The organism is Butyrivibrio sp. NC3005 (assembly GCF_000424545.1).
Classification (GTDB): domain Bacteria; phylum Bacillota; class Clostridia; order Lachnospirales; family Lachnospiraceae; genus Butyrivibrio.
Genome location: NZ_AUKC01000016.1, coordinates 15,956 through 32,349, shown reverse-complemented (window position 1 = coordinate 32,349; position 16,394 = coordinate 15,956). Strand labels below are relative to the sequence as shown.

Genomic DNA, 16,394 nt, shown 5'->3' with positions numbered 1-16,394 from the left:
GGTGGACACGGCTCGCTCGCAATTATGCTTTTAAATTAAACTTCTTCAACCTTAACAAGGTGTCTGATCTGCTGGATCTGTCCTCTTGTTGCAGAGTTATCCGGAAGAACAACAACACTGTTAAGCTTCTTAAATCCCATTGATTTTACGGTAGCTACCTGCTTAGGTACAGCACCGATTGTGGACTTAACCAATGTGATCTTGAGTTTCTTTTCATTTGTTGCCATTGATTTACTCCTTTCAATAAGTTGCTGTAACTTAAGCCTTTAAATCTTCTACTGATTTACCGCGCATCTTAGCAACTTCCTCAGGTGTCTTGAGCTGACTAAGTCCGCTCAGGGTTGCAAATACAACATTCTGCTTGTTATTGGAACCCATAGACTTTGTACGGATGTTCTTGATACCTGCAAGTTCGCAAACAGAACGAGCTGGACCACCTGCGATAATACCAGTACCTTCTGGGCTCTTCTTCAAAAGAACAGAAGCACTACCAAACTTACCAACGAAGTCATGTGTAACACTATTGTTTTCATCAAGAGCAACAGTAATCATGTTCTTAATTGCTGCATCTTTACCCTTACGAATTGCATCTGGGATTTCTGTAGCTTTACCAAGACCAGCACCAACATGACCATTACCATCACCAACAACTACAAGAGCTGCAAATTTCATGTTACGTCCGCCCTTAACAACCTTGGTAACACGTTTGATGGTAACGACTTTATCTGTTAACTCAAGCTGACTTGCATCAACGATTGTATGTTTCATTTAATTTCTTCTCCTCTCTTAGAATTCCAAGCCAGCTTTTCTGGCAGCATCGGCAAGAGCCGCAACCTTACCCTGGTAGATGTAACCAGCTCTGTCAAATACAACAGTCTTGATTCCCTTTTCAAGGGCTCTCTTTGCAATTACATCTCCAACATATGCAGCAGCTTCTACATCATCTGTGTGCTTAAGCTCAGCTTTGATATCCTTTTCAAGAGTAGAAGCAGAAACAAGAGTTGTCTGTGCTACGTCATCAATAACCTGAACATAGATATTCTTGTTGCTTCTGAACACTGCCATTCTAGGTCTCTCAGCAGTGCCACTATAGCGCTTACGTTCCTTCAGGTGCTTCTTAACACGAATTTCCTGTCTGGATTCTTTACTAACCATTTTACACTCTCCTTATCTATTACTTCTTACCGGTCTTACCAACCTTACGCTTGATGACTTCATCAACATACTTAATACCCTTACCCTTATATGGTTCAGGCTTTCTCTTCTCTCTGATGACAGCAGCGTACTGGCCAACCTTTTCCTTGTCAATACCCTTAACAGTAATGATCTGTCCTTCAACAACAGATTCAAGACCTTCAGGATCCTCAAGCTCAACCGGGTGAGAATATCCAAGAGAAAGTGTGAGTGTTTTACCCTTCTTAGCAGCTCTATAACCTACACCGTTAACTTCAAGCTTCTTCTCGAAACCTTCGTGTACACCTACAACCATGTTATGAAGAAGTGCTCTAGTGAGACCATGAAGAGCTCTTGTCTTCTTATCATCATTAGGTCTTGAAATAACAACTTCGCCATCCTTCTGCTCAATTGTCATTTCCTTAGGAAGCTCTCTTGAAAGTTCTCCCTTAGGACCTTTTACAGTCACCTTGTTATTTTCTGCAACACTGATAGTTACTCCATCAGGAATTGCGATTGGCATTTTTCCGATTCGTGACATGCCCGTACCTCCAATTTACCATACAAATGCAAGAACTTCGCCACCTACCTGCAGCTCTCTTGCCTTTTTATCAGTTACAACACCGTGGTTTGTTGAAATAATAGCTATTCCAAGACCGCCAAGTACGCGAGGAAGATCTTCCTTACCAGCGTAAACACGAAGACCAGGCTTAGAGATTCTCTTGATACCAGTGATAACTTTATCATTACGATCAGCACCATACTTTAAAGTAATGTGAAGATCTTTGAATCCTTTATTATCAACAACGTCAAGCTTCTTGATATAACCTTCTTCAAGAAGAATGTTAGCGATAGCGAGCTTCATCTTAGAAGATGGAACATCAACAGTGTCATGTTTTGCAGCGTTAGCGTTACGAATTCTTGTAAGCATATCTGCGATAGGATCATTCATTGCCATTTTAAATACTCTCCTTAATTATTATTTATTATTGCTTCGCCTTACTGCCCACCGAAAGGGGCAGAGACACGAAGCCGCAACGATTTTTAAATTACCAGCTAGCTTTTCTTACGCCAGGAATCTCGCCCTTGTAAGCAAGTTCACGGAAGCAAATTCTGCAGATTCCGTACTTTCTAAGAACTGAATGAGGACGACCGCAGATTTTACAACGAGTATAAGCTCTTGTAGAGAACTTCGGTTTCATCTGCTGCTTTCTCTTCATGGATAATTTAGCCATGTTTAATCTTTCCTCCTAATAATTACTTTGCAAAAGGCATGTTGAACAGTCTAAGAAGCTCTCTTGCTTCCTCGTCTGTCTTAGCTGTAGTTGTGAAAACTATATCCATACCTCTGGTCTTATCAACTTTATCATACTCGATTTCAGGGAAGATCAGCTGCTCACGAAGACCAAGAGCATAGTTACCTCTGCCATCAAAAGAGTTAGGATTAATACCACGGAAGTCACGTACACGAGGCAATGCCAAGTTTACAAGACGATCCAAGAAGTCATACATCTTCTCACCACGAAGAGTAACCTTGCAACCAATTGCCTGGCCCTCTCTGATTTTGAAGTTAGCGATTGACTTCTTAGCCTTTGTCAATACAGGCTTCTGACCAGTGATAATTTCCATATCACCAGCAGCATTCTCAAGAACCTTTGCGTTCTCCTTAGCCTCACCGACTGCCATATTAACAACAATCTTATCGAGCTTCGGTACTTCCATAACGTTCTTATAACCGAACTTCTTTGTCATGGCATCCACGATCTCGTTTTTATATAAATCTTTATATCTGCTCACAATGATACCTCCTTTCCTTATTTATCCTGCTTGTCGAGTTTACCCTTGTTTCTAGTCTTAACTTCGTCAAGGATTTTACCAGTAGCTTTAGCATAACGCTTCTTTACAAGCTTACCATCAGCACCTTCTTCGAACTTATAACCAACTCGAGTTGTCTTACCATCAACGACAAGCATTACATTTGAGATATCGATTGGAGCTTCAACTTCAACGATTCCGCCGTTCTGGTTCTGCATAGAAGGCTTCTCGTGCTTCTTAACCTTGTTGATACCTTCAACAACTACACGATGATTCTTCTCATCAACTGAAAGAACCTTTCCTTCTTTACCTTTGTAATTATAGGAACCAGCAATTACTCTAACTGTATCACCTGTTTTAATTCTTGTAGCCATTATTGGTTCCTCCTTATAATACTTCCGGAGCAAGTGACAAAATCTTCATGAATTTCTTCTCACGAAGTTCTCTTGCAACCGGTCCAAAAATACGAGTTCCCTTTGGGTTGCCTTCGTCGTTGATAACAACTGCAGCATTCTCGTCAAACTTTATATAGGAACCGTCTTTACGGCGTGTTTCCTTTACAGTACGAACGACAACAGCCTTAACAACGTCACCCTTCTTTACAACACCACCGGGTGTTGCTTCTTTAACGGACGCAACTATTATGTCGCCGATTCTTGCATATCTTCTTGTAGATCCACCCATAACACGAATGCATAAAAGCTCTTTAGCACCAGTATTATCAGCGACCTTAAGTCTGCTTTCCTGTTGAATCATGCTAATTCTCCTTCTAATAAACGTGAGCTTTCAAAATTACTTTGCGCGCTCAATGATTGAAACAAGTCTCCATCTCTTATCTTTAGAGAGCGGTCTTGTCTCCATAACCTTAACGGTATCACCGATATGGCACTCGTTGTTTTCATCATGTGCCTTAAGCTTATAAGTTCTCTTTACGATTTTCTTATAAAGCGGATGTTTTACATGGTCTTCAATGGAAACAGTGATGGTTTTATCCATCTTATCGCTTGTTACTTTACCAACACGTGTTTTTCTAAGATTTCTTTCCACGATTGTTTCTCCTTTCCCGGATACCGGAATTATTCAGCTGCCTTGGACTTCTCTGTTATGAATGTCTGGATTCTTGCAATATTCTTTCTAACTGTAGTGATTCTTGCAGTATTATCCAGCTGATTGGTAGCTTTCTGGAATCTCAGATTGAAAAGCTCTTTCTTGGCAGCAACAAGCTCTTCCTGCAGAGCCTTTGTGTCCTTATTCTTAAGCTCCTGTACATATGCGTTTCTTACATTACTCATTAGATACACCGCCTTCCAAATCTGCCTTGGAAACAATCTTGCAACGGCACGGAAGTTTGTGCATAGCAAGACGAAGAGCCTCCCTAGCATCTGCCTCGGCAACTCCACCGATCTCGAACATTACGCGACCTGGCTTAACAACTGCAACCCAACCGTCTACAGCACCTTTACCAGAACCCATTCGAGTTCCGAGAGGCTTAATTGTAACCGGCTTATCAGGGAAAATTTTAATCCAAACCTGACCACCACGCTTTGTGAAACGTGTCATAGCAACACGGGCTGCTTCAATCTGGTTTGACTTGATCCAGCAAGGATCAAGAGCAACAATTCCGAACTCACCGTAACTAATTGTTGTGCCGCGGTTAAGCTTGTGAGCCATAGAACCACGGAACTGTTTACGATGTTTCACTCTCTTTGGCATTAACATTATTTATCGCTCCCTTCCTTGACTGCGTCAACAGAGTTTGCTTTGTTAGGAAGAACTTCTCCCTTATAAATCCAAACCTTAACACCAACCTTACCATAGGTTGTATTAGCTTCCGCAAATCCATAATCAATGTCTGCTCTAAGTGTCTGAAGCGGGATTGTACCCTCGCTGTAGAACTCCTTACGAGCGATATCAGCACCACCAAGACGACCGCCGCAGCATGCCTTAATACCAAGCGCGCCGCTCTTCATTGATCTGCTCATACAAGACTTCATTGCTCTTCTGAAAGATACACGGTTCTCAAGCTGCTGTGCAATGTTCTCAGCAACAAGCTGTGCATCCTTATCAGGTCTCTTGATCTCTTTAATATCGATCATAACCTTTTTATCTGTTATCTTCTGAAGCTCTTTCTTTGTAGCTTCGATCTCAGCGCCGCCCTTACCTATTACAACACCAGGCTTAGCTGTGAAAACGATAACCTTAACACGATCAGATGCTCTTTCAATCTCGATCTTGGAAACACCAGCTGCATAAAGTTTCTTTTTAAGAAACTCTCTAATCTTATGATCTTCAACAAGATTATCAGCAAATGCACCACTTTCAGCGTACCATCTGGAATTCCAGTCAGCGATAACGCCTACTCTCATGCCATGCGGATTAACTTTCTGTCCCATTTGATTTCAGTCTCCTTTCTTATCTCTCACCAAGAATGATGCTAAGATTGCTCATTCTCTTGTTGATTCTGTAAGCTCTGCCCTGTGCACGAGGCTGAATTCTCTTCATAATAGGGCCATTGTTTGCATAGCACTCTGCGATATACAGATTCTCGCGATTCATTCCCTTGAATTCTGCATTTGCAATAGCGGATGCAAGAAGCTTATAGATAACGCTGGAAGCATATCTTGGATTGAACTGTAAGATAGCAAGAGCTGTTGTTACATCTTTACCACGGATAGCATCCATAACGAAGCAACCCTTCTGAACCGGGATTCTAGCGTTAGTCAGCTTAGCATGCGGTCTGGTTTCTCTATTTGTTTTATTTCTCTCAACTTTATATTGAGATCTGGACTTTTTCTTTTCTTCTGCCATGACGAACCTCCTTTCGATCAGCTATTATCTAGCTCCAGTTGACTTCTCATTGCCTGCATGGCCACGGAAAGTTCTTGTCTGAACGAACTCACCAAGCTTATGACCTACCATATCCTCAGTAACATATACCGGAATATGCTTTCTACCATCGTGTACAGCGATTGTATGTCCTACGAAAGACGGGAAAATCGTGGAACGACGAGACCAGGTCTTGATGATCTGCTTGTCATTGTTTGCGTTCATAGCATCTATTTTCTTTAAGAGACTTGCATCAGCAAATGGTCCCTTTTTTAATGATCTGGACATTATGTTCCTCCTTAATTATTTGATAGCCTTACCATTTCTTCTTCTGATGATCAACTTGTTAGAAGCCTTCTTAGACTTACGAGTCTTATATCCAAGAGCAGGCTTGCCCCAAGGTGTGCAAGGACCAGGACGACCAACAGGTGCCTTACCTTCTCCACCACCATGTGGGTGATCATTAGGGTTCATAACAGAACCACGAACTGTTGGACGGATACCCATATGACGAACACGTCCAGCCTTACCATAATTAATGAGGTTATGCTCAATATTTCCGATTGTTCCGATAGTAGCACGGCACTCAATAGGAACCATTCTCATTTCACCTGAAGGAAGACGAAGAGTTGCATACTTCTCACCCTTAGCCATCAACTGAGCAGAGTTACCAGCTGAACGAACAAGCTGACCACCCTTTCCAGGATAAAGCTCGATATTGTGAACCTGAGTACCTACTGGAATAGCAGATAATGGTAAGCAGTTACCAACACGGATTTCAGCATTTACACCGTTCATAACAGTCATTCCATCTGTTAATCCTGCAGGAGCAAGGATATAAGCTTTCTGACCATCCTGATAGCAAATAAGAGCGATGTTAGCTGTACGGTTAGGATCGTACTCGATACCGATAACCTTTGCAGGTACATCATCTTTGTATCTCTTGAAATCGATAACTCTGTACTTTCTTCTATTTCCACATCCTCTGTGTCTAACTGTAATCTTACCCTGATTATTACGTCCAGCAATGCTGTTCTTAGAAACCAAGAGGCTCTTTTCTGGAGTCTTCTTAGTGATTTCAGCGAAATCAGAACCAGTCATATTTCTTCTGGATGGGGTATAAGGACCATACTTCTTAATTCCCATGATTATTTTTCTCCTTTATTTATGAAGAATCACTTGTGACTCTTCATAAGCTTTATCGCATACTAGGGATTTTTCCCTCGGCTCTAGGACTTAGAAGAGCCTGTACGCATAGTTATTTTCAAATTAAGCCCTTAGAACAGCTCGATATCCTTGCTGTCTGCTGTAAGAGTAACAATAGCCTTTTTAGTCTTAGCTGTGTAACCTACTGTCATACCTCTTCTTCTCTTTGTTCCCTTAGCATTGAGTGTATTAACCTTAGCAACTTTTGTGCCTTCGAACATTTTCTCAACAGCTTCTTTAATCTGAATCTTGTTTGCTTCAGGATTTACGAGAAATGTGTATTTCTTTCCTTCCATAATGTTCATGGATTTCTCAGTTACAACTGGCTTAAGGATAATATCATAATATTCAAGTGCTGCCATTATGCATATACCTCCTCAATCTTGTTCACTGCGTCTTTTGTAAGAACGAGTGTTCTTGCATTAACAATATCATAAACATTCAACAGATTTGCCTGAGTTGTCATAGCCTCTGCATAATTTCTTGCGGAAAGAACTACGTTCTGATCATTATCAAGAATTACAACTAAAGCTTTGCGTGTTGCGTTAAGGTTAGTCATAACCTCTGCAAACTTCTTTGTCTTAACCTCATCAAGCTTAAGTTCATCAACAACGATAAGGTTACCATTCTGAACCTTGTCTGTGAGAGCAGACTTAAGAGCTGCAAGCTTCTCCTTCTTGTTCATCTTGAAGGAATAATCTCTTGGAGCTGGTGCAAATACAACACCACCACCTGTCCACTGAGGAGATCTTGTTGAACCCTGTCTTGCATGACCTGTTCCTTTCTGTCTCCAAGGCTTTCTACCGCCTCCAGAAACTTCGGAACGTGTCTTTGCCTTCTGTGTTCCCTGACGCTTGTTAGCTAAATGCTGAACAACTGCAAGGTGAACCAGATTCTCGTTAACATCAACACCGAATACAGCATCGCTTAATTCGATTGTGCCAACTTCTTTGCCTTCCATATTTAAAACAGATACATTAGCCATCTGAATGTTCCTCCTTTCCTTCGTTATGCCTCAACGATCGTTGTCTCTTTGATTGTAACAAGGCCCTTCTTAGGTCCTGGGATAGCGCCCTTAACAAGAATAAGATTCTTCTCAGCGTCTACCTTAACAATCTCAAGATTCTGAATTGTAACTCTTACGCTACCCATGTGACCAGGCATCCCTTTGCCCTTGAATACACGGCTAGGATCAGAACTTGAACCGTTAGAACCCTGATGACGATGGAACTTGGAACCGTGAGCCATAGGTCCTCTATGCTGACCATTCTTACGAATAGCGCCCTGGAATCCTTTACCCTTTGTGATTGCTGTAGCATCGATTCTATCGCCGTTCTCAAAGATATCTGCTTTGATTTCAGCACCAAGCTGATACTCTGTAGCGTTCTCAAGCTTAAGCTCTCTTACATACTTCTTAGATGTAACGCCAGCCTTTTTGAAATGACCAGCCTCAGGCTTATTAACACCATGTGTGTGTCTAAGTCTGCCATCCATGTAAACCTTTTCCTTTGCATCTACAAAGCCAACCTGAACAGCTTCGTAGCCATCGTTTTCAACAGTCTTAACCTGTGTTACAACACAAGGTCCTGCCTGAAGTACAGTTACCGGAACAAGGGAACCGTCTTCCTTGAAGATCTGTGTCATTCCGACTTTAGTAGCTAAAATAGCCTTCTTCATGAAAATTACCTCCTTTATTCATCTACAGCGGATGCGTGTTACGATCGCAATGTCGTTTCATTATCCATAATGATGATAATTTCCAGTGTCGCGGCATCATGCGCCTTGCATCATACTAGTAGAGGTGAATTTAATGTTTCGTGATGATTATTTCATCTTAATGTTAATGTAAACACCTGCAGGCATTTCAAGTCTCTGCAATGCATCGACTGTCTTAGGTGTAGGGGTGATGATATCGATCAATCTCTTATGTGTTCTCTGTTCGAACTGTTCTCTAGAATCCTTGTACTTATGTACGGCTCTAAGAATTGTAACAACTTCCTTCTTTGTTGGAAGCGGTACAGGTCCACTAACCTGAGATCCGTTCTTCTTGACTGTTTCGATAATCTTCTTAGCAGATGCATCAACCAACTGATGATCATATGCCTTAAGTGTGATTCTCATTACCTGATTTGCCATAAAAAAAGTCGCCTCCTTTTCGCACTTTTTGATAAGTACGACAAGCGGTGACTGTACACTCTCCCGTGTGTGTCCTGGTCCATCATCAAAATAAACCAGATTTTCACTTTCACGTCGTTTCTGTCCATCAATCCATTTGGATTTGTAACAGACATCATTTGCTTGTACAGTGACTTGTCGTCATGATTGTGTGGCTTAAAAATTAAGCCTCAGGACATTCGCTCCGCGGAAAACCCACATCACTGGATTATGTGGCAACCTCACGCTTCATCGCTATCATGTCACAGCATTTGCTATATTATTCCTTTTTTTGTTTATTTGCAAGTGGTTTATCAAAAAAAGTTTCTGAATTACTAAATTAGATAATAATAATCAAGTTTATTGATTATTATTTTTTGTTTTATTGCCTTACATTTAAACATTCTACACTTTTTCGTCTCAAATACTATATTTATAGTATAAATAATTTATTAACATTATATAATTAACCTATCCAGCCTGAATCCCCCTTTCTATACCTACTGAAATTATCTCGCTTTTACTTCCTATTACTTTATTTTCTTTCTTGTTTCTTTCTCTATTTCATATCTTTCTCCATTTCAATTCTTACTTTGTTTCATTTCTTATTTTATTCTCTTCTTGCCTTATTTCTTTTCTAACTTCATTTTGCAAAAAATATATTATCACCTTTCAACATTCCGATAAATAATGTATAATCAAAGCTATGCTTTAAAATATATTGTTTAACCAAATAATAATTTATTAGTAAACGCTACAAAAATGATTTTTGCGCATTCATGTACTCTTGTAAAGAATGAAGATGTCTTTCTACAAGATGTACGATTTGAATGGCTAAATAATTTTTACAACAAATATTTTGTTTAGTTATTTGCTATACGTTTTTGATACGTTTCTATTATATTTATATTGATGTTTTAGAATGGAGTAATTTATGTGGTTAGCTAACAATTGGAAAGATTATGAAGTAATTGACACTTCACATGGTGAAAAACTTGAACGATGGGGTGATTACCTTCTTGTTCGTCCAGATCCTCAGGTAATATGGAATACACCCAAAAATCACTTTGGATGGAAAAAACCAAATGGTCACTATTATAGAAGCAACAAAGGTGGCGGCGAATGGGATTTTAATAATCTTCCACAAGAATGGACAATTCATTATAACGAACTAACATTTCACCTTAAACCTTTTAGTTTTAAGCATACTGGTCTTTTTCCGGAGCAAGCAGCTAACTGGGATTGGTTTTCTGAATTAATCAAAAAATCCAACAGACCTATTAAAGTTTTAAATCTTTTTGCATATACAGGAGGAGCAACTGTTTCAGCTGCGGCTGCTGGTGCAAGTGTTACTCATGTTGATGCCAGCAAAGGAATGGTTACTTGGGCAAAAGAAAACGCATGTTCCTCAGGTTTGGCTGATGCGCCCATTCGATGGCTTGTTGATGATTGTATTAAATTTGTTCAGCGCGAAATCAGGCGCGGCAATCATTATGATGCTATTATCATGGATCCTCCTTCTTACGGTCGAGGTCCAAAAGGAGAAATTTGGAAGATTGAAGATAATATTTTCCCATTTGTTGAATTGTGCTCAAAATTGTTATCTGATGATCCTTTATTTTTCCTTATTAATTCATATACCACGGGATTACAGCCGGCAGTTTTATCTTACATGCTCAATACTGTTCTAAATCCAATTCATAAAGGTGTTGTTGAGGCACAAGAAATAGGAATTCCTATTAGTAGTAACGGTCTTGTATTACCATGTGGAGCAAGCGGAAGATGGACATCTTGTTAATAGATTTTAAATTATAATTTATTTTTCTTTTATACAAAAAACTAGCGTTTTATGCCTCTCGGCTTTAAAACGCTAGTTTTTCTATTACGAAACACAATAATAAAATCTAATTAAGCTTTTATTACTCTCTATTCATTAATTGACGATTGAACATAATTTGCTTTTTTTCTTTCATCACTAGATGCTCTTACATACAAGTATTTGTTACCTGCGCCATCATAGTTTTCTTTAATATCCAATTTATCCGACTCAATCATAGAATCATACAAATAATCTGGATCAGATGAATCTTCTTTATTTTTAGGAGCATCATTTGCGCTTTTATTTTTTACATTAGATTCTGACTTTGTTTCATCCAAAACTTGTATGTTTTCTGTTTCCAACTCAAAATCCTTAGCAGTTATTTTATCAACCACATCATTAGAATTCTTATCAGCATCAATTCTTTCTCTTATTTGTTGCATTCTTCTATCCAACTGGTTAATTAAATCTGCAGAAAAAGCCAAATCTTCTGTAATCATCTCAGCATCCTGAACATCTTTTTTATATTTCATTTTATGTTCAAGACTTGCCCAGAAATCCATTGCTATTGTTCTAAACTGGACTTCTACTTTCATAAAGCTTTTCTGATGTGTCAAAAAAATAGGCACTTGCAATATTAAGTGTAAGCTTCTATAACCACTTGGCTTTGGATTTTTTATATAATCCTTAACTTCAATTTGTTCAATATCATCCTGTTTTCTCAAACAATCAGCCAGCATGTATATATCATCAAGAAATGAACATATAACACGAATTCCAGCTACATCATTAATGTTCTTTTCTATGTTCTCTACAGAAAATTCTATTCCCTTACGCTGCATTTTCTCATACAAGCTTAATGGTGTTTTGATTCTTGTCTTTATAGATTCAAAAGGGTTACGATTATTTTTGAGTGATAACTCTTTATTCAAGACATCAAGCTTAGTACGAATTTCATACATCGCACATTCATATCGCATCATCAAATCTTGAAACGAATCAACTTGATCTGTAAATAACAGCAATCTATTAATATCTTCCTGTGAAATTGTCTTCAAATCTGATAATGCTATATTTCCAAGCATTCTATCTGCTGGTCTTCTATCTCTTTCCATCAAACTCCTCGTCTATGTTACTTTTCAAAAAGTTCTAAAATAGAAAAATAACTTGTTTATAATATGTTTTTATCAAAAGATTAAGATTATTGTACCCCGTAAATGTGTTTATATTATGAAAACCCTGTACATCCTACTGCATATCACTCAAAAAATCAAGGTTAAAATTTTTGTTATTAGTATAAAAATCTAAAAAAGCTCCCGAGGAAAATCCTCGAGAGCTGAAATTTAAAATTTGGGTTGGGCTGTTCGCTCGTAATTACTCAATGATTGTAGCAACACGACCTGAACCAACTGTACGTCCACCTTCACGAATAGCGAATGTAAGACCTGGCTCCATTGTCATGTGGTGAATCAATTCAACAGTCATTGTTACGTGATCACCAGGCATGCACATCTCTGTTCCTTCTGGAAGTACGCAAACACCTGTAACGTCAGAAGTTCTGAAATAGAACTGAGGACGATAGTTATTGAAGAATGGAGTATGACGACCACCTTCATCCTTTGTAAGTACGTAAACCTCTGCTGTGAACTTCTTGTGGCAAGTTACAGTACCAGGCTTAGCAACAACCTGACCTCTTTCGATATCTGTACGATCTACACCACGGAGAAGAAGACCTACGTTATCACCAGCTTCGCAGTAATCCATAGTCTTTCTGAACATCTCGATACCAGTACATACAGACTTCTTTGTCTCTTCCTTAATACCAACGATTTCGATTTCGTCGTTCATCTTGAGCTGACCTCTCTCTACACGGCCAGTTGCAACTGTTCCACGACCTGTGATTGTGAATACATCTTCAACAGGCATAAGGAATGGCTTATCAACATCACGCTGAGGATCTGGAATATAGGAATCAACTGTATCCATAAGTTCCATGATCTTGTCGCCCCACTCGCACTTAGGATCTTCAAGAGCCTTAAGAGCAGATCCACGGATGATTGGAGTATCATCGCCTGGGAAATCATACTCGTTAAGAAGATCTCTAACTTCCATCTCTACGAGATCAAGAAGCTCATCATCATCAACCATATCGCACTTGTTAAGGAATACAACGATGTAAGGAACGCCTACCTGACGAGCAAGAAGAACGTGCTCCTTTGTCTGAGCCATAACACCATCAGTAGCAGCAACAACAAGGATAGCACCATCCATCTGAGCTGCACCTGTGATCATGTTCTTTACGTAGTCAGCGTGACCTGGGCAGTCAACGTGAGCATAGTGTCTGTTAGCTGTCTCATACTCGATATGAGCAGAAGAAATGGTTATTCCACGAGCCTTTTCTTCTGGTGCCTTATCAATCTGATCGAACGGAACTGCTGGATCAACACCAAGTCTCTCAGCAAGAACTGCTGTGATAGCAGCTGTGAGAGTTGTCTTACCGTGATCGACATGTCCGATTGTACCGATGTTAACATGCGGCTTTGTTCTGTCGAAATGTGCCTTTGCCATTTTAAATGTCCTCCTTAAAATAAATGTGTGACAACATTAATTTTTTAACCGACTAATATCGATTATATTAAAATTCCGTCAATAATTCAAGCTTTCCATCGCAATTTGATAAAAACTGTTTAGAAAGCTGAATTATCTCAGGATAGGTTCAAACTTAAATTAACCCTGCTTGTACTGAGCGATAACTTTATCAGCTACGTTCTTTGGAACTGGCTCATACTTCTCAAAGAACATTGAGTAGTTACCACGTCCCTGAGTCTTAGAACGAAGATCTGTAGCATAACCAAACATCTCAGCAAGTGGAACGTATGCACGAACAATCTTACCATTTCCAAGATCATCCATACCTTCAACACGTCCACGACGAGAGTTGATATCACCAATTACATCACCCATGTACTCTTCTGGCATTGTTACTTCAACCTTCATGATAGGCTCAAGAAGAGTTGGAGCTGCCTTTGCCATAGCATCCTTGAATGCCATAGAACCTGCAATGTGGAATGCCATTTCAGAAGAATCGACTTCATGATATGATCCATCATATACAGTAGCATGAACACCAACAACTGGGAAGCCAGCAATATTACCAGCTCTCATAGCTTCTTCGATACCTTCAGAAATTGGCTGGATGAATTCCTTAGGAATAGCACCACCAACAACTTCGTTATCGAACTTATAAAGCTCTTCTCCGTTAGCATCCATTGGCTCGAATCTAACTTTACAGTGTCCGTACTGACCACGTCCACCAGACTGCTTAGCATACTTAGATTCGATATCAACAGCCTTTGTGAAAGCTTCCTTATATGCAACCTGAGGTGCACCTACGTTAGCTTCAACCTTAAACTCACGAAGGAGACGGTCTACGATAACTTCCAACTGAACCTCACCCATACCAGCGATAATTGTCTGGCCTGTTTCATGGTTTGTGTGTACCTGGAATGTAGGATCTTCTTCAGAAAGCTTACCAAGAGCTTCACCAAGCTTAGCCTGACCAGCTTTTGTCTTAGGCTCGATAGCGAGCTCAATAACTGGATCAGGGAACTCAATAGACTCAAGGATAACTGGATTGCTTTCATCACAGATTGTATCACCTGTAGTTGTATCCTTAAATCCAACTGCTGCAGCGATATCACCAGCAAATGCTTCCTGGATCTCAGTACGCTTATCAGCATGAATCTGCATGATACGACCTACACGTTCCTTCTTATCCTTTGTTGAGTTAAGTACATAAGATCCGGACTTAAGAATTCCTCTGTAGACACGGATAAATGCAAGCTTACCAACGAATGGATCTGATACAATCTTAAATGCAAGTGCTGCAAGAGGTCCATCCTCTGTAGACTTACATGTAATTTCGTTACCATCCATATCTGTACCTTCAACATCTGGTACATCTGTTGGAGCTGGAAGATACTCGATAACAGCATCAAGAAGCTTCTGAACACCCTTGTTTCTATAAGCTGTTCCGTTACAAACCGGAACTGCCTCAGAAGCAATTGTTCCCTTACGAAGAGCTGCCTTAAGTTCAGCATTAGAAATCTCTTCGCCTTCAAGGAATTTCTCCATAAGTTCCTCATCAAGCTCTACAATCTGCTCAACCATCTTGTTGTGCCATTCTTCAGCCTGATCTTTGAGTTCCTCTGGGATTTCCTCACAATCTTCATCAGCACCATTTGCTCCCTTGAAATAATATGCTTTCATTTCAAAGAGATCAATAAGTCCTTCATATGTATCTTCAGCACCAATCGGGATATTGATAGCGATTGGGTTCTTACCAAGACGATCACGAATCATGTCCAAATCATGGTAGAAATTTGCACCTACGATATCCATCTTGTTGATAAATGCGATACGAGGTACGCCGTATGTGTCAGCCTGACGCCATACGTTTTCAGACTGTGGCTCAACGCCATTTTTAGCGTCAAAAATACCAACTGCGCCATCAAGTACACGGAGTGAACGTTCTACTTCAGCTGTGAAGTCAACGTGGCCAGGAGTATCAATGATATTCAAACGATACTCAGGTGCTCCTTCAATTTTCTTTCCGTATTCCTGTGGAGTCCAGTGGCAAGTTGTAGCAGCAGACTGAATTGTGATTCCACGCTCTTTCTCCTGCTCCATGAAGTCCATGGTAGAAGCGCCGTCGTGTGTTTCACCAATCTTGTAGTTAACACCAGTGTAATAGAGGATACGCTCTGTACATGTTGTTTTACCAGCATCGATATGAGCAATAATACCTATATTTCTGGTTCTCTCCAATGGGTATTCTCTTTTAGCCAATGGTTCTTCCTCCTTAAAAAATAGAGCTGAAACAAGGTCTCAACTATTAGAAACGATAGTGTGAGAAAGCCTTGTTTGCATCTGCCATCTTGTGCATGTCTTCCTTACGCTTTACAGCTGCACCTGTATTGTTAGATGCATCCATAATCTCTCCAGCAAGACGATCGATCATAGTCTTCTCGCCTCTCTTACGTGAAAACATTACAAGCCAGCGAAGAGCCAAGGCCTGGCGTCTGTCAGGTCTAACCTCAATCGGAACCTGATATGTAGCACCACCAATACGTCTAGCCTTTACTTCAAGTGCAGGCATGATATTGTTCATAGCTTCTTCGAATACTTCAAGAGCTGGCTTACCAGCCTTCTCTTCAATCTGTGCGAAAGCGCCATATACAATCTTCTGTGCAACACCTTTCTTGCCATCCAGCATTACCTGGTTTACAAGCTTTGTTACAACCTTGCTGTTGTACATCGGATCTTCCAATACATCACGTTTTACAATATGTCCTTTACGCGGCACGGTTCTTCCCTCCTTACGAATTATTCAATAAATCAT

25 protein-coding genes are annotated in these 16,394 nt (G+C 40.0%); 1 reads left to right on the top strand and 24 read right to left on the bottom strand.

What is annotated here, in order from left to right:
* Positions 1 to 35: 35 nt before the first annotated feature.
* The 20 genes from rpmD to rpsJ all read right to left on the bottom strand — a co-directional run bounded on the left by rpmD (position 36) and on the right by rpsJ (position 9,156).
* Positions 36 to 227: a 50S ribosomal protein L30 gene (gene rpmD / locus G634_RS0105725; RefSeq protein WP_026504485.1), complete on the bottom strand. Its 192-nt coding sequence runs from the start codon at positions 225 to 227 to the stop codon at positions 36 to 38.
* Positions 228 to 258: 31 nt separating this feature from the next.
* Entirely contained in the window at positions 259 to 768 is a 510-nt protein-coding gene (gene rpsE, locus G634_RS0105720; protein WP_026504484.1) for a 30S ribosomal protein S5, read from the bottom strand.
* Between the two features lie 18 nt (positions 769 to 786).
* Complete coding sequence (gene rplR / locus G634_RS0105715; RefSeq protein WP_026504483.1) at positions 787 to 1,155, bottom strand: 50S ribosomal protein L18; 369 nt, start codon at positions 1,153 to 1,155, stop codon at positions 787 to 789.
* Positions 1,156 to 1,174: 19 nt separating this feature from the next.
* Positions 1,175 to 1,714 carry a 50S ribosomal protein L6 gene (rplF, locus tag G634_RS0105710; protein WP_026504482.1) on the bottom strand — a complete coding sequence of 180 codons (540 nt, stop codon included), beginning with the start codon at positions 1,712 to 1,714 and terminating at the stop codon, positions 1,175 to 1,177.
* A gap of 15 nt (positions 1,715 to 1,729) precedes the next feature.
* On the bottom strand, positions 1,730 to 2,131 hold the full coding sequence (rpsH, locus tag G634_RS0105705) for a 30S ribosomal protein S8 (protein ID WP_026504481.1): 402 nt from the start codon (positions 2,129 to 2,131) through the stop codon (positions 1,730 to 1,732).
* Positions 2,132 to 2,222: 91 nt separating this feature from the next.
* On the bottom strand, positions 2,223 to 2,408 hold the full coding sequence (locus G634_RS0105700) for a type Z 30S ribosomal protein S14 (protein ID WP_026504480.1): 186 nt from the start codon (positions 2,406 to 2,408) through the stop codon (positions 2,223 to 2,225).
* Positions 2,409 to 2,430: 22 nt separating this feature from the next.
* Positions 2,431 to 2,970, bottom strand: coding sequence for a 50S ribosomal protein L5 (gene rplE, locus G634_RS0105695; RefSeq protein WP_026504479.1), 540 nt, complete (start codon positions 2,968 to 2,970; stop codon positions 2,431 to 2,433).
* A gap of 17 nt (positions 2,971 to 2,987) precedes the next feature.
* Entirely contained in the window at positions 2,988 to 3,362 is a 375-nt protein-coding gene (gene rplX, locus G634_RS18165) for a 50S ribosomal protein L24 (protein WP_051233709.1), read from the bottom strand.
* Between the two features lie 13 nt (positions 3,363 to 3,375).
* On the bottom strand, positions 3,376 to 3,744 hold the full coding sequence (gene rplN / locus G634_RS0105685) for a 50S ribosomal protein L14 (protein ID WP_026504478.1): 369 nt from the start codon (positions 3,742 to 3,744) through the stop codon (positions 3,376 to 3,378).
* A 36-nt stretch (positions 3,745 to 3,780) separates the two neighbouring features.
* Positions 3,781 to 4,035, bottom strand: a complete 255-nt coding sequence (gene rpsQ / locus G634_RS0105680) for a 30S ribosomal protein S17 (protein WP_026504477.1) — start codon at positions 4,033 to 4,035, stop codon at positions 3,781 to 3,783.
* Between the two features lie 29 nt (positions 4,036 to 4,064).
* On the bottom strand, positions 4,065 to 4,280 hold the full coding sequence (gene rpmC, locus G634_RS0105675; protein ID WP_026504476.1) for a 50S ribosomal protein L29: 216 nt from the start codon (positions 4,278 to 4,280) through the stop codon (positions 4,065 to 4,067).
* Complete coding sequence (rplP, locus tag G634_RS0105670) at positions 4,273 to 4,707, bottom strand: 50S ribosomal protein L16 (RefSeq protein WP_026504475.1); 435 nt, start codon at positions 4,705 to 4,707, stop codon at positions 4,273 to 4,275. Before rplP ends, rpmC begins: the two co-directional genes overlap by 8 nt.
* Positions 4,707 to 5,381, bottom strand: a complete 675-nt coding sequence (rpsC, locus tag G634_RS0105665; protein WP_026504474.1) for a 30S ribosomal protein S3 — start codon at positions 5,379 to 5,381, stop codon at positions 4,707 to 4,709. Before rpsC ends, rplP begins: the two co-directional genes overlap by 1 nt.
* A gap of 19 nt (positions 5,382 to 5,400) precedes the next feature.
* Complete coding sequence (gene rplV / locus G634_RS18160; protein WP_035799094.1) at positions 5,401 to 5,796, bottom strand: 50S ribosomal protein L22; 396 nt, start codon at positions 5,794 to 5,796, stop codon at positions 5,401 to 5,403.
* 24 nt (positions 5,797 to 5,820) lie between these two features.
* On the bottom strand, positions 5,821 to 6,102 hold the full coding sequence (gene rpsS, locus G634_RS0105655; RefSeq protein WP_026504472.1) for a 30S ribosomal protein S19: 282 nt from the start codon (positions 6,100 to 6,102) through the stop codon (positions 5,821 to 5,823).
* A 15-nt stretch (positions 6,103 to 6,117) separates the two neighbouring features.
* Positions 6,118 to 6,960, bottom strand: coding sequence for a 50S ribosomal protein L2 (rplB, locus tag G634_RS0105650; protein WP_026504471.1), 843 nt, complete (start codon positions 6,958 to 6,960; stop codon positions 6,118 to 6,120).
* A gap of 131 nt (positions 6,961 to 7,091) precedes the next feature.
* On the bottom strand, positions 7,092 to 7,382 hold the full coding sequence (gene rplW / locus G634_RS0105645; protein ID WP_026504470.1) for a 50S ribosomal protein L23: 291 nt from the start codon (positions 7,380 to 7,382) through the stop codon (positions 7,092 to 7,094).
* Positions 7,382 to 8,005 carry a 50S ribosomal protein L4 gene (gene rplD, locus G634_RS0105640; protein ID WP_026504469.1) on the bottom strand — a complete coding sequence of 208 codons (624 nt, stop codon included), beginning with the start codon at positions 8,003 to 8,005 and terminating at the stop codon, positions 7,382 to 7,384. The genes rplW and rplD overlap by 1 nt, the downstream gene beginning before the upstream one ends.
* 23 nt (positions 8,006 to 8,028) lie before the next feature.
* Complete coding sequence (gene rplC, locus G634_RS0105635; protein WP_026504468.1) at positions 8,029 to 8,697, bottom strand: 50S ribosomal protein L3; 669 nt, start codon at positions 8,695 to 8,697, stop codon at positions 8,029 to 8,031.
* Between the two features lie 147 nt (positions 8,698 to 8,844).
* Complete coding sequence (gene rpsJ, locus G634_RS0105630) at positions 8,845 to 9,156, bottom strand: 30S ribosomal protein S10 (protein WP_022754383.1); 312 nt, start codon at positions 9,154 to 9,156, stop codon at positions 8,845 to 8,847.
* A gap of 952 nt (positions 9,157 to 10,108) precedes the next feature.
* Between rpsJ and G634_RS0105625 the strand changes: the two genes are divergently transcribed.
* Positions 10,109 to 10,972, top strand: coding sequence for a class I SAM-dependent methyltransferase (locus tag G634_RS0105625; protein ID WP_026504467.1), 864 nt, complete (start codon positions 10,109 to 10,111; stop codon positions 10,970 to 10,972).
* 128 nt (positions 10,973 to 11,100) lie between these two features.
* Here G634_RS0105625 and G634_RS18155 read toward each other — a convergent pair whose 3' ends face one another.
* The 4 genes from G634_RS18155 to rpsG all read right to left on the bottom strand — a co-directional run bounded on the left by G634_RS18155 (position 11,101) and on the right by rpsG (position 16,358).
* Positions 11,101 to 12,108, bottom strand: coding sequence for a GTP pyrophosphokinase (locus G634_RS18155; protein ID WP_330364768.1), 1,008 nt, complete (start codon positions 12,106 to 12,108; stop codon positions 11,101 to 11,103).
* Positions 12,109 to 12,367: 259 nt separating this feature from the next.
* Entirely contained in the window at positions 12,368 to 13,561 is a 1,194-nt protein-coding gene (gene tuf, locus G634_RS0105615; RefSeq protein ID WP_026504466.1) for an elongation factor Tu, read from the bottom strand.
* Positions 13,562 to 13,720: 159 nt separating this feature from the next.
* On the bottom strand, positions 13,721 to 15,841 hold the full coding sequence (gene fusA, locus G634_RS0105610; protein WP_026504465.1) for an elongation factor G: 2,121 nt from the start codon (positions 15,839 to 15,841) through the stop codon (positions 13,721 to 13,723).
* A gap of 46 nt (positions 15,842 to 15,887) precedes the next feature.
* Positions 15,888 to 16,358 (bottom strand): 30S ribosomal protein S7, encoded by a 471-nt coding sequence (gene rpsG, locus G634_RS0105605; protein WP_026504464.1) that lies wholly within the window; start codon positions 16,356 to 16,358, stop codon positions 15,888 to 15,890.
* Between the last annotated feature and the right edge of the window lie 36 nt (positions 16,359 to 16,394).